This window comes from Nocardiopsis sp. CNR-923, from assembly GCF_001942255.1.
Taxonomy (GTDB): Bacteria; Actinomycetota; Actinomycetes; order Streptosporangiales; family Streptosporangiaceae; genus Nocardiopsis.
Window position 1 is genome coordinate 16,432 of record NZ_MKKC01000071.1, and the last position, 12,937, is coordinate 29,368.

The window sequence follows — 12,937 nt, forward strand, 5'->3', positions numbered from 1 at the left end:
CGGACGGCGGGGGCGGCACGAGTCGAATGGGGGACGGGCGTGTTCATCGCGTACGTGGTTGTCACAGTGGTCACGATCGCGGCCAACGTCGCGGCGGCGGCGTTGGACCTGGTCGAGGCGCGCTTCGTCGTGGCCAACGCGACGGAGGTGGGGTTGCCGCGCTGGTCGGTCCGGCCGCTCGGGGCGGTCAAGGTGGTCGGGATCGCCGGTCTCGTCCTCGGACTCCTGGGGGCGCCGCTCGTCGGGGAGGCCGCGGCGGCGGGACTCGTCCTCTTCTACGTCGGCGCCGTCGCCGCCCACGTGCGGGTCCGGGTCCTGTACAACCTTTACTTCGCCGGCTCCTTCCTGGCGCTGGCGGTGGCGTCCCTGGTCCTCGCCCTGATGGTCTGAGTCGCGTTGGGGGCGGCCCGTCCCGGCCACCCCCGCGCGGCTAGGCCGGCGGGTCGCTCCAGCCGATCTGCACCAGGTCGGGCCGCTTCCCGCGCAGCGCCAGCCGCGCACGGCCCTGGGGCAGCGACGTGGAGGCCACGCCGTTGGCCAGACGCCCCTCCATCCGGTCACCCGAGAACAGCAGGCCCGGCGTGGCCATGTCGTTCAACGCCTGGAGCACCGGCTCGAACATCGCCCGCGCCGTGCCGCCCGTGCGCCGGGCCGCGATGACGTGCAGTCCCAGGTCGGCGCCCTGCGGGATGTACGGCGCCAGCGGCGCGAGCGGGTTGCTGCGCGAGGCGATCATGTCCATGTCGTCGACCACGACGTACAGGTCCAGGCCCTTCCACCAGCTGCGCTCCCGCAACTGCCTCGGGGTCACGTCCGGTCCCGGCAGGCGCTGCTTCAGCGACCCCGCCAGGTTGTCCGCGACGGCCTTGGTCTGCTCCGCCGTGGTGCAGTACGCCAGCAGGTGGTCCTCCGGCACCAGTTCCAGGTGCGAGCGCCGAAAGTCCACCATGACGATGCCCAGTTCGTCGGCCGGCCGCCGCGCGATCTGCTTGACCAGCCCGCGCAGCAGCGTCGACTTGCCGGTCTGCGGGTCGCCGAACACCACCAGGTGCGGGTCCCGGTCGAGGTCGGTCGTGACCGGGGCGAGCGAACTCTCCGCCATGCCCAGCACCAGTTCGCGCATCCGACCCTTGCCGCTCTTGCGTCCCTTGAGCAGCTCGTCGAGCTCCACCCGTTGGGGCAGTGTGCGGACGCCCTGCACTGCCTTGTGCGGCCAGCGCTCCCGGACCCGCGTGACCAGATCGCGGATCCCGTCGGTCACGTCCTCGTCGTCGGCCGTGCCGTCCACCCGCGGCAGCGCCACGTGCGTGTGGTGCTCCTCCGAGGTCAGACCGCGGCCGGGGATGTCCTTCGGGATCTCCTCGGCGACCTTGCGCCCGATCCCCGAGTCCATCGGGTCGCTGAGCCGTAGCTCGAAGCGCCCGCCGAACAGCGCCTGCAACCGGGACCTGATCTGCGACGACGCCGCGCCCGTCAGGATCGTGTGCACGCCCAGGGACGGCCCGCGCGTCGCGATGTCCATGAGGACGTCGTCAGCGGTGTCCAAGGAGTCCCGGACCGCCGACCACCCGTCGACGATGAGGAACAGGTCGCCCACCACGCTCGCGGGCACCCTCCCCTCGGCCCGCGCCTGGCGCAGCGCGGCCGGGGAGTCCAGCTTGTGCTTGCGGAACACCCGCTGCCGCCGGTCCAGGTGCCCCGACACGTCGGTGAGGATCCGCTGTACCCGCTCGGGGTCCGCCCGGCCCGCCACCCCCGCGACGTGCGGCAGTTCGTCCATCGCCTGGAGCGCGCCGCCGCCGAAGTCGATCGCGTACACCCCGACCCGGCCGGGCGGGTACCGCCACGCCAGGCTGGCGATGATCGTCCGCAGCAGCGTCGACTTGCCGGACTGCGGCCCGCCCAGGACGACGATGTTGCCCTCGCCGCCGGTGAAGTCCAGCCGCGTCGGGATCACCCGCTGCTCGCGCGGAATGTCGGTGAGGCCGATGACCGCCCTGACCTCGGCCGGGTCTGGCTCGATGCCCTCGCCATCCGGGTCGTCGGCCTCTCCGAGGTCGGCCAGCACCGTGTCGAGGGTGAGCAGCTCCGGCAGCGGAGGCAGCCACACCGGCCGCACCCGCTCGCGCCCGAGGCCACCAGCCGGTCCACGGTCACCTGGAGGGTGGTCCGCTGCTCCCGCTTGGGCCGCTTCTCCTCCTGCGATCTGACCGAGCCCATGAGCGCGTCCACCAGCGAACCCGCGCCCGTCACCTTCGCCAGCCCGTTGTAGGACAGCAGCGGCAGGACGGGTTCGTGCTCGTCCCTCTCCTCCCGCTGGGGCGGTTCGTAGGGCTGGGAGACCATGGCGGCCTTGAACCGCTCGAAGACGGAGGTGTCGACCTTGAGGTAGCCGGAGCCGGGCTCGGGCGGCAGGTGGTAGGCGTCGCCGACCCCGATCGCCTCCCGGCTCTCCGCCTCGGAGAACGTCCGCAGGCCGACCCGGTAGGACAGGTGGGATTCCAGGCCCTTGATCTTGCCCGACTCCAGACGCTGGGTGGCCAGCAGCAGGTGCACCCCGATCGACCGGCCGATCCGGCCGATCGCCACGAACAGCTCCGCGAAGTCCGGGTGGGCGGTCAGCAGCTCGGAGAACTCGTCGATGATGATGAGCAGGTGCGGCAGCGGCTCCAGCCCCGGATCGGTCTCGCGCGCCGCCTCGTAGGCGTGCAGGTTGGGCAGGTTGCCCGCGTTCTTCAGGATCTGCTGGCGCCGGACCAGCTCACCGAAGGTCGCCTCGCGGAACCGCGTGACCAGGCCGTCGTCGTCGGCGAGGTTGGTGATGAGCCCGGCGCTGTGCGGCAGCCGGTCGGTGTCCGCGAACGTCGCGCCGCCCTTGAAGTCCACCAGCAGCAGCGCCAGGTTCTCCGGCGCGTGGTTGATGACCAGCGAGGCCACCATCGTCCGCAGCATCTCCGACTTGCCCGAACCGGTCGCGCCGACCACCAGGCCGTGCGGTCCCATGCCGCCGAAGGCCGACTCCTTCAAATCCAGCAGTACCGTGTTGCCGCTCGGCCCGATCCCGATCGGCACCCGAAGGTAGTCGCCGGTGCTGCGCCTGCGCCAGGTCCGCCGCGTGTCCAGCTGCGCGACGTCGGGGACACCGAGGATCTCCGGCAGCCCGACGGTGTCGTGCATCGCGTCGTCGGAGCCGGTCACCGCGATCCCGTACGGGGCCAGGGAGCGCGCCAGGTGCGTCAGGTGGGCGACGCTCGAACGGTCGGCCCGGCCCGCGATCGGGGTGTGCGCCGGCTCCTCGGCCGCGCCTGGGTTCTCGGTGTCCTCGGAGAGGTTCCCGTCGGCGTCGACCGTCAGCCGCAGGTCGACGGCCTCCGGCTCCTCGCGCCGGTCGGCCACCAGGGCGATGACGTGGATGCCCAGGTCGGACAGGGAGGTCACGGGCGGTTCGGCGTGCAGGCCGGACAGCGTCGACTGGTGCTCGCCGTCGAGCACCACGACCAGGCGCCGCGTGCCCGGACCCGGCGGCCTGCCGCGCCGCCGCTGGAGGTCCACCGTGCGGCGTTCGATCTCCTCGGACAGCAGCTCGGCGATCTGTACGCTGTTCCCGGCCACCAGCCGGGCGGGCATCGGGCCGTCCTGGGCCTCGTCGTAGGTGTTGTGCGGCAGCCACTTGAGCCATTCCCACCAAGGGCGCAGCCGCTGGTCGCGGACCACGCCGATCTGCAGGTCGTGCGGTGAGTGGAAGGTCGCCAACTGGGCGATCATCGCGCGCGCCAGCCCGCGCCCGGCCTCGCGGTCGCCGACGACCGACACCACGCCGTACTCCCGCAGCGGGACGACCAGCGGCATCTCCGGCACGTCCCCGTACAGCTCGATGAGCTGGTCGGCGGCCCCCTGGCAGACGGGGTCGTAGACGATGAGCGGGTTGGAGTTGTCCACCCGGAGCTTGAGCGCACGGGCCAGCGGCCGGGTCCCCGAACCGGCGCGCACGTCCAGGAAGTCGGGATCGGCGGCCCGGCGCTCCCACCGGCGGGCCCGCGAGCGCGCCGGTTCGGTCAGCAGCTCCGGGGCGGGGTGGCGGAACGCGCTGTCGGCGCGCTGCGTGGCGGCCACGTCCCGGACGATCTCGCGCAGCTGGTCGAGGTAGTCGACGTAGCGTTCCCGCTGTTCCCGGATGCGCTTGCGCGGCCCGTTGTGCTGGGCGACGAACATGATGATGCCGACGACCACGCTCGCCATCATGATCATGCGCCCGCCACCGCCATCAGGGGGCGGTGCCCCATGGTGATCGACATCAGCAGCGAACCGGAGCCGGTGATGATCGGCATGATGATCATCGCGCCCGAACTGGAGGCGGGAGGGTTCTCCGGCATCTGCGGCGGGGTCGCGATGACCAGGGGGGTGTTCCGGGGCAGTCGGGACGCTGCGGGCGGGGCGGGGGACCGGTCTCGTCGCCACAGTGATCTCTTTCCGTCCGCCTACGGGGGATGGGTGTCTGGGTGACTACGCTAGGAATGATCTCGCGAACGCAGCGAATCGCCTAATTCGCGTCGGTCTGTACCCCCGAGCGGAGACGACCCCCTAGGACGACGGCAAGGGAATCATGCGTGTGAGTGGATACTGTCGGGTCACCGTCACCGGACCGGACCGCTGGGCCGACCTGGCACTGCCCGGCAGCGTGCCCGTGGCGACGCTGATGCCCCGGATCGTGGAGGTGTGCGCTCCTCGGGAGGAGGGCACCGAACCCGCCCACTGGTCCCTGACCACCGTCGACGGCTCCCCCGTGCGGTTGGAGGAACCGTTGGAGAGCGCGGGGGTCTACGACGGCGACGTCCTCGTGCTCGACCGGCGGACCGCGCCCAGCCGACCCGCGCACGTGGACGACGTGCGCGGCGCCGTGGAGGACCGGGTCGACGAGACCGCCCGGATCTGGAATCCGGCCACGACGCTCTCCTTCGGCCTCCTGGTGGCCGGAATCGGCCCCTTGGCGATGCTGGCGTGGATGATGTGGCTGCGCCCGTCGGTCGGTCACCTGGGTGTGGCGAGCGTCGGCACCCTCTTCACCATCGCGGCCATGCTCCTCGCCGCCCGCCGCCCCCTGCCCGCGGTCGCCCACGTCCTGTTCGCCGCGGCCTGCGTCTGGGGAGCGGTGACCACCGTGCTCGCGGCGCGGCTGTTGACCGACGCCGACGCCTGGTGACGTCGGCGTTCGCCCTGACCGGCGCCCTCCTGGTGGCCGGGGTCGGTTGGGCGCTGCACGAGACGGGGCTGGCCTACATCGCCGCGCTGGGCGTGATCGCGGTGACGGCGGCGGTACTGGTCGGGGTCGGCGCGTTCGTGGATCCGGTGCAGGGTGTCCGCGCCATGGGATTCGCCCTGGCCCTGTGCGTCGGCGCGCTTCCACGGGTGGCCATGGTGATGGGCGGGCTGTCCGGGCTCGACTACGAGGTCGGGCGCTCGGGCCAGGTCGCCACGGAACGGTTCGATGAGACCTTCACCAACAGCGACCGGCTGCTGCTGGGCATCGTGTTGGGCGCCGCGCTGAGCGGCGGCGCGGTCACGGTGCTGCTGGCCTTCATGGCCGAGGGGCCGCCGGACCTGCTCCTGGGCGGTCTGCTGTCGGTGCTGCTGGTGATGCGCTCGCGGCTGTTCGACCGGATCCGGCACGTGCTGCCGCTGCGGCTCGCGGGCGTGCTGGGCCTCGGGGCCACGGGCGTGGCGGCGATCGGGGTGTACCCGGTGCTGGGTCCGTGGCTGCCGGTGGCGGTCCTGTCGGCGTGCATGGTGCTGGGCGTGCTGAGCTGGGTGCGCCTGGCCGACGTCCCGCGCGCGTCGCTGCGCCGCCTGCTCAACTGGGCCGAGGTGGTGGTGATCATCGCGTTGTGCGCGGTCTTCGCCTGGGGGGCGGGTCTGTTCGCGTTCGTCGCGCGGATGTCCGGGGTCGCGTGACCGGGGCGCGTGCCGGTCAGCAGCGCTTGATCGCCTCCGCCTGCGCCTCGGGGCCGCACTCGGAGCACGCGAACGCCGGACCCCGCGGTTTCCGCACGCCCGCGCGCCGCCGCCGACGACGGGCCTCTCTGAGGGAGATCCCCACGATCCGGGTGGCCGTGACCGCCGCGACCACCGCGAGCGGCACGACGAGCGCGGCCACGGGCTGGCGGATGGGGCGGTAGTCGGCGCCTCCGCCGTCCAGGACGATGAACCCGGCCGGCCGCACCCGCGCCAACCCCGCGCCCCCGACGCCGTCGCGGCCGGGATCCGACTCGATGCGCCGCCCATCGTGCCCAGGGCGCTGACCCGCGCGACCGGGACGACCGTGGTCGCTCCCGAAACCACCGGATCGCCGAACACGGCGGCGGCCCTGGCCGCGCCGCCGGTGCGCTCGACCACGTGCGTGAGCGCGTCCAGCGCCGGGCGGCGGGGGCGGACGGCGCCCTCGGCGCGTCGGGCACGTCGGATCGCGGATCTCAGCATGGTCCTGGCTCCTCACCGGCGGGTACGGGTGTCCACGCTACCGCCCGTCGCGCCGCCCTCCGGGGAGGCCGACCGCCCGCGCGGGCGCCCTGTCGCGACAGCGGGCCGCCGGGACCCGCGGGTGTCCGCCCCGGGTCCGGCCCGGCGCCTCAGGGCCGGCCGGCGGTGGCCCCGGCCCAGATGTTGACGTCGGACTCCACCGCCCACCGGTCGACGCGGCGCAGTTCCTCGTCGGTGAACTCCGGCGCGTCCAGGGCGCCCAGGTTGTGTTCGAGCTGTTCCACGCTGGAGGCGCCGACGAGCGCCGTGGTCACCGTCCGCGGGCCCTGGTCCCGCAGGACCCAGGAGATCGCCATCTGCGCCAGGCTCTGGCCGCGTTCGGCGGCGATCTCGTTCAGCCCCCGTGCGCGTTCGAGGACCGTGTCGGAGAGCATGTGCTCGCGCCAGCTGGGGCGGCCCACCCCGGCCCGGGAGTCGGCGGGCACGTCGCCGCCCAGGTAGCGGGAGGTCAGCACGCCCTGGGCCAGTGGGGAGAAGGCGACCACGCCCATGCCCTCGTCGTCGGCGGCGGCCAGGAGCCCGTCCTCGACCCAGCGGTTGAGCATGGAGTACGAGGGCTGGTGGACGACGAGGGGTGTGCCCAGCTCGCGCATGATCCTCGCCGCCTCGCGGGTGGCGGCGGGGCCGTAGGAGGAGATTCCGGCGTACATCGCGCGGCCGGAGACCACGGCGTGGTGGAGGGCCAGCATGGTCTCCTCCAGCGGCGTCTCCGGGTCGGGGCGGTGGCTGTAGAAGACGTCGACGTAGTCCAGGCCCATCCGCCGCAGGGAGCGGTCCAGTGAGGAGAGCAGGTACTTGCGCGAGCCGCCGTGTTGGTGGGGGCCGGGGCCCATGACGTATCCGGCCTTGGTGGTGATGACGAGCTCGTCGCGGTGGGGGCGCAGGTCCCGGGCGAGGATCCGGCCCAGGTTCTCCTCGGCGCTGCCGGGCGGCGGACCGTAGTTGTTGGCCAGGTCGAGGTGGAAGACTCCGAGGTCGAAGGCGCGCAGGAGGATGCGGCGCTGGCCTTCGAGGTCGCGGTCGGAGCCGAAGTTCTGCCATAGGCCGAGGGAGAGGCGGGGCAGGTGCAGGCCGCTGTGACCGCAGCGGCGGTACTCCACGGAGTCGTAGCGGTCCTCGCTCGCGACGTGTGTGCCCACGGTGCGTCCCTTCGTCTGTCTGCATTGAAGGGGACAGTTTCGCAGATCAGGACATTCCAGGCGCAATGCTCGGAGCGGGGGAACCAGTCGGGGGCGTGTGGGCGCGTCCCGGATCAGGCGGCGGTGAGTCCGGCCAGCGCGTGGCGGTGCTGGCTGTAGGAGGCCTCGGAGATCCGCGCGAACGGGTTGAGCAGCGCGGCGGCGCCGACGGGGTCGCTCGCCGGGTGGGAGACGGTCTGACCGCCGCGGAACAGGTCGTTCCAGAAGAAGCGGCCGTCGCGACACCAGACGTTGACGTCGCACTGGACCGACATGACGGCCAAGTCCGAGGTCCCGGACCAGTAGAGCTGACGGGGGGTCAGGGAGGCGAGCTCGCCCAGGAGCGCCGTGATCGCGCGCTCGGCGCAGAAGGCGTGGCGAGGCTTGTGCTTGACTCGTCTGGCGAGTGCCGATTTCGCCCGGGAGGCCCGGGGATTGTTCAGGCGCCAGTGACTCAAGGTCGTCTCCAGTGGGTGTCTCGGGTGCCGCGGTGCTGACCGTGTGCGCTTGTCGCGACCATGCGCCGCGGTACGAGGGGCGCCGCCGCGGCGGGTTCCCTCCACAAAGTTGGCGAGGCGTGGACCGTGTCGTTACCTCGTAGTTATTCTTTGCGCTCCGGATGCTAGCAGGAGCCAACCCTCTGTGGTCGAGGCTTTTGGGTGTGGTCAATATCACAATTAACAAATGGGTATCGACTGCACACTTCCAAGAACCACCAGTTCAGACGGTTAATTTCGAACCCTTTTTCGGGTCGCTTATGCGCCGAAAGAGATCCGGTGTCTCGTTCGGACCGTCGTCCGGGGCACGCGATTTCGCGACACATGGGTGGCTGAACGTCGCTGACGGTGACTTTACGCAGGTGGGCGACTCTTGACCCGCGCTCGGGCGTGTCTTGCCTGTTCCGGATCGGCCTGACGGCGGGCGTTCGGGTCCGCCTTGCGCCGCCGTCGACCCCCGTGTAAGGGCCGGTCACACGGTTGGAGGACACTGGATCGGGTCAATCGAGGAGAGAAGCCGCGCAGTGACTCACACCCACACATCCGGTGACCCCATCGCCGAGCGGGAGGAGACCGCTCCCGCCGAGCCCGGAGGGGGCGCCCGCGCCTGGACCGTGTGGGGTGTCGCCGTCGGCGGCTACTTCCTGGCGATGCTGCACCGCAACGGGCTCGGCGTCGCCGCCCTGGCGGCCCAGGAGCGGTTCGACGTCGGTCCGGCGCTGCTCTCCCTCCTGCCGATGCTCCAACTCCTCGTCTACGTCCTCCTCCAGGTGCCCTCCGGGCTGCTGGCCGACCGCCTCGGGCCCCGGTACACGCTCGTGACCGGCATGGGCGCGATGGCGGCCGGGGCGTGCCTGTTCGCGCTCGCGCCCGGCGTGGAGGCGGCCGTCGCGGGCCGGCTCCTCATCGGACTCGGGGACGCGCTCGTCTTCCTCAACGTCATCCGCCTGGCGGCGCTGTGGTTCCCCCGGGCGCGCTACGCGCTCGTCAGCGGGCTCACCGGCGTGGTCGGCGGGACCGGCCAGGTCGCCAGTGCGGCGCCGCTCGCGTGGGCTCTGGAGGGGGTGGGCTGGGCGCCCGCCTTCCTCACGACGGCGGCCCTCACGGCGCTCATGGCGTCGCTGGTGCTCCTGGTCGTGCGGGACCGTCCGGCCGGGGCGGCCGGGCGGTCGACCTCGGCCGAGCCCATCCCCGCGTGGGAGGCGCTCAGGGAGGCGCTGCGGGCGCGCGGGCCGCGGATCGGGATGGTGCACCACGCGGCGGTCATGGCGCCGTTCACGATGATGATGGTGCTGTGGGGCTACCCGTTCCTGGTGGGCGGTCTGGGACTGACCGAGGGAACGGCGGCGCTGACGCTCACGGCACTGGCCGCCGGAACGCTGTGGACCGCCCCGTTCGCGGGCGCGGTGATCGGGCGGCGGCCGGGCGCGCGGGCGTGGCTGGGGCTGACCATGGCCACGTCGGCGAGTGCGGGTCTGGTGCTCCTGGTGGCGTGGCCGGGCGGGGCGCCCACGCCGGTGGGCGTGACGGTGCTGGCCGTGCTGGCGCTGGGCCAGGTGCTCGCGCCGACGGTCTCGTTCGACTTCGCCCGGGACGGCGTGCCCGCCAGCCGGACGGGGGTCGCCTCCGGCCTGGTGAACATGGCGGGCTTCTCCACGGCGGTGCTGTGCACGGTGCTGGCCGGGTCGGTGCTCCAGCTCCTCCCGGAGGCGACGACCGCCTTCCAGTGGGCGTTCGCGCCCCTGTGCGCGACCACGCTCGCCGCGACCCTCGCGCTCTGGGCCATGGTGCTGCGAGGTGCGCGCGGGGTCTGACCGCCGAACGCGCCGGTTTGACCGTCCTTGGTCCCGACGAGGACTTCGAGCTGGTCGCCGAGGTCACCGTGCGCCCCGCGCTGCGCCTGGGAGCCGTCCGACCCCGCCGCTCCACGCGGCGACGGGCGGGACGGCCGACGGCCGTCCCGCCCGTCGCCGGACGCGTGAGCTAGAACGCGGACTCGGGCACGTCCATCAGGTCCAGCTTCACGCCCTCGGCGATCCGGCGCTCGGCGGCGATGCGCGGCAGGAACTGCTCGGCGAAGAAGCGCGCGGCGGCGATCTTGCCGGTGTAGAAGTCCTTGTCGTCGCCCTCGGCGCCGTCGATGCTGTTCAGCGCGACCTCGGCCTGGCGCAGCAGCAGCCAGGACAGGAGGACGTCGCCGAAGGCCATCAGCAGACGGGTGGAGTTCAGGCCCACCTTGTACAGCTGGCGCGGCTCCTCGACCGCACCCATCGTGTGGCCGACCATGAGCTCGACGATCTTCTCGATGTGCTCGACGGCCTCCAGGAGCAGTCCGCGCTCCTCCTTCAGCTGGCCGTTGCCCGCCTCGCTCCGGGCGAAGGCCTTCATCTCGGCGGCGAGCTCACCGATGGCGGCGCCGCCGTTCTTCACGATCTTGCGGAAGAAGAAGTCCTGCGCCTGGATCGCGGTGGTTCCCTCGTACAGGGTGTCGATCTTGGCGTCGCGGATGTACTGCTCGATCGGGTACTCCTGGAGGTACCCGGAGCCGCCCAGGGTCTGGAGGGACTCGGCGAGCAGCGCGTAGGAGCGTTCGGAGCCCACGCCCTTGACGATCGGCAGCAGGAGGTCGTTCATCGCCTCCAGCTTCTTGACGTCCTCACCGGCCGCGTGCGCGATCTGGATCGCGTCCTGCTGGGTGGCGGTGAACACGGTCAGGGCGCGCATGGCCTCGACGTAGGACTTCTGCGTCATGAGGCTGCGCCGCACGTCGGGGTGGTGCGTGATGGTGACCTTCGGGGCGTTCTTGTCGCCGCCGGCGGTCAGGTCGGTGCCCTGCTTGCGCTCCTTGGCGTACTCCAGCGCGTTGAGGTAGCCGGTGGAGAGGGTGGCGATCGCCTTCGTCCCGACCATCATGCGCGCGTACTCGATGATGAGGAACATCTGGCGGATGCCGTCGTGCTTGTCGCCGACGAGGTAGCCGACGGCGGGGTGCTTGTCGCCGAAGGTCAGCTCGCAGGTGGTGGAGGCCTTGAGGCCCATCTTGTGCTCGACGTTGGTCACGTAGGCGCCGTTGCGCTCACCGAGGGAGCCGTCCTCGTTGACCAGGTACTTGGGGACCAGGAACAGCGAGAGGCCCTTGGTGCCGGGGCCCGCGCCCTCGGGGCGCGCGAGCACCAGGTGGAAGATGTTCTCGGTCATGTCCTGCTCGGCCGAGGTGATGAAGCGCTTGACGCCCTCGATGTGCCAGGTGCCGTCGCCCTGGTCGGTCGCCTTGGTGCGCCCGGCGCCGACGTCGGAGCCGGCGTCCGGCTCGGTCAGCACCATGGTGGCGCCCCAGCCGCGCTCGATCGCGAGCTTGGCGAACTCCTTCTGCTTCTCGTTGCCCTCGGCGTAGAGGATGCTCGCGAAGCCCGGACCCGCGGAGTACATGTGGACGGACGGGTTGGCGCCGAGGATGAGCTCGGCCGCTGACCAGACGAGGGAGCGGGGGGCGCCGAGGCCGCGAGCTCGGGGGAGAGGTCGAGGTTGTACCAGCCGGCGTCCACGTAGGCCTGGTAGGACTTCTTCAGGCTCTCGGGGATCGTGACCGTGTTCGTCTTCGGGTCGAAGACCGGCGGGTTGCGGTCGGCGTCCTCGAAGGACTCGGCGACGACACCGGTGGCGAGCCGGTTGACCTCGTCGAGGATGGTGCGGGCGGTGTCCTCGTCGAGTTCCTCGAACGGGCCCCTGCCCAGTACGTCCTGGCGCTTGAACACCTCGAACAGGTTGAACTCGATGTCGCGCAGGTTGCTCTTGTAATGCGTCATGGACAGCTCCGCTGTGTCCCGGCCGCGGTGTCTGTACACGCGGATCTACCGACTAGTAACAAGTCAATGTTACTACCCAGTAGCACGGTGCGCCAGTGGGGAAAGGACCATCTGGCGGACCGGCGAGCCACATGTGGCGACGCCGCAGGTCAAGGGTGGGAGACCGGAGGTCGCCGCTCACTGGTGTTTTCCATGGGGCGTTGCGCGTGTTCACCCCGCTCCGGTGCGTACCAGTGGGCGCGGAACGTCGCGACCGCCGAACTCCTATGCTCGGACGTGCACGAACACCCGACGTGGGGAGCCACGAGACCATGCTGGAGATGCTGCCCGGGCTCGTCCGGATCTACGAGGAGTGGGCGCGGGTGCACCCCGACGTCCAGCCGCTCACCGTCCAGTTCGCCGCGGACGGCCAAGGCGGGGAGGGGCTGGACGGAGTCCTCGCCTACCCCCTGGAGGGGCACTGGCTCCTGGTGACCTTCGGCCTGACGGAGTTGGGCGAGAAGACCAGCGGGGAGCCGCGGGTCTCCGGGGCGGGGTTCGAGTTCACCTGCCGGATCCCGCGCGAGCCCGCCGACCGCTCCGTGCCCGCCTGGGCCCTGCGCGTCCTGCACGCGCTGGCCGACCGCTTCCTCGCCGGCAGCGACCTGGACGTCGGCCACTGGATCGTCACGCCCTCACCGCTCGGCGGCGAGCCCGCCAACGGTGACATGACCTCGCTGGTCATCGTCCCCGACGTCGAGGTGCGCGCCATGGACACCGACAACGGTCTGGTCATGTTCTTCCAGCTCGTGGGTCTGCTCGCCGCCGAGGGCACGGACGCGCAGGAGGCGGGGACGGCCGCCCCGCTCGTCGCCCTCCTGCGCGACCGGGACCCGAGACTGCTCACGGTCCCCGGGCGCGAGCCGGTCCGCCTCTGAGCCGA

At 71.7% G+C, this 12,937-nt stretch carries 7 protein-coding genes and 3 pseudogenes; 5 read left to right on the forward strand and 5 right to left on the reverse strand.

What is annotated here, in order from left to right; all coding sequences use genetic code 11:
- The first annotated feature begins 54 nt into the window (after nt 1–54).
- Nucleotides 55–390, forward strand: a complete 336-nt coding sequence (locus BJF83_RS09190) for a DoxX family protein (protein ID WP_262391423.1) — start codon at nt 55–57, stop codon at nt 388–390.
- A 40-nt stretch (nt 391–430) separates the two neighbouring features.
- On the opposite strand, the pseudogene eccCa reads toward BJF83_RS09190, so the two are convergent.
- Nucleotides 431–4,337, reverse strand: a pseudogene (gene eccCa / locus BJF83_RS09195) (type VII secretion protein EccCa).
- Nucleotides 4,338–4,609: 272 nt separating this feature from the next.
- Between eccCa and eccD the strand changes: the two are divergent.
- Nucleotides 4,610–5,949 (forward strand): annotated as a pseudogene (gene eccD, locus BJF83_RS09200) (type VII secretion integral membrane protein EccD).
- Between the two features lie 16 nt (nt 5,950–5,965).
- Here the strand turns inward: eccD and BJF83_RS30955 are convergent.
- The 3 genes from BJF83_RS30955 to BJF83_RS09215 all read right to left on the reverse strand — a co-directional run bounded on the left by BJF83_RS30955 (nt 5,966) and on the right by BJF83_RS09215 (nt 8,170).
- Nucleotides 5,966–6,226 carry a hypothetical protein gene (locus BJF83_RS30955; RefSeq protein WP_394329316.1) on the reverse strand — a complete coding sequence of 87 codons (261 nt, stop codon included), beginning with the start codon at nt 6,224–6,226 and terminating at the stop codon, nt 5,966–5,968.
- A gap of 397 nt (nt 6,227–6,623) precedes the next feature.
- Nucleotides 6,624–7,673 carry an aldo/keto reductase gene (locus BJF83_RS09210; protein WP_075925963.1) on the reverse strand — a complete coding sequence of 350 codons (1,050 nt, stop codon included), beginning with the start codon at nt 7,671–7,673 and terminating at the stop codon, nt 6,624–6,626.
- A 113-nt stretch (nt 7,674–7,786) separates the two neighbouring features.
- Nucleotides 7,787–8,170, reverse strand: a complete 384-nt coding sequence (locus BJF83_RS09215; protein ID WP_075925964.1) for a hypothetical protein — start codon at nt 8,168–8,170, stop codon at nt 7,787–7,789.
- A 563-nt stretch (nt 8,171–8,733) separates the two neighbouring features.
- Here BJF83_RS09215 and BJF83_RS09220 point away from each other — a divergent pair.
- Together BJF83_RS09220 and BJF83_RS27415 are read left to right on the forward strand one after the other, a co-directional pair.
- A complete protein-coding gene (locus tag BJF83_RS09220; RefSeq protein ID WP_075925965.1) occupies nt 8,734–10,023 on the forward strand; it encodes an MFS transporter in 1,290 nt (429 codons plus the stop codon).
- A 17-nt stretch (nt 10,024–10,040) separates the two neighbouring features.
- Complete coding sequence (locus BJF83_RS27415; RefSeq protein WP_158070349.1) at nt 10,041–10,196, forward strand: hypothetical protein; 156 nt, start codon at nt 10,041–10,043, stop codon at nt 10,194–10,196.
- On the opposite strand, the pseudogene BJF83_RS09225 reads toward BJF83_RS27415, so the two are convergent.
- Nucleotides 10,193–12,015: pseudogene (locus BJF83_RS09225) on the reverse strand (acyl-CoA dehydrogenase). The gene BJF83_RS27415 and the pseudogene BJF83_RS09225 sit on opposite strands and share 4 nt — an antisense overlap.
- A gap of 311 nt (nt 12,016–12,326) precedes the next feature.
- Between BJF83_RS09225 and BJF83_RS09230 the strand changes: the two are divergent.
- Nucleotides 12,327–12,932, forward strand: coding sequence for a suppressor of fused domain protein (locus BJF83_RS09230; RefSeq protein WP_075925986.1), 606 nt, complete (start codon nt 12,327–12,329; stop codon nt 12,930–12,932).
- Nucleotides 12,933–12,937 lie beyond the last annotated feature (5 nt).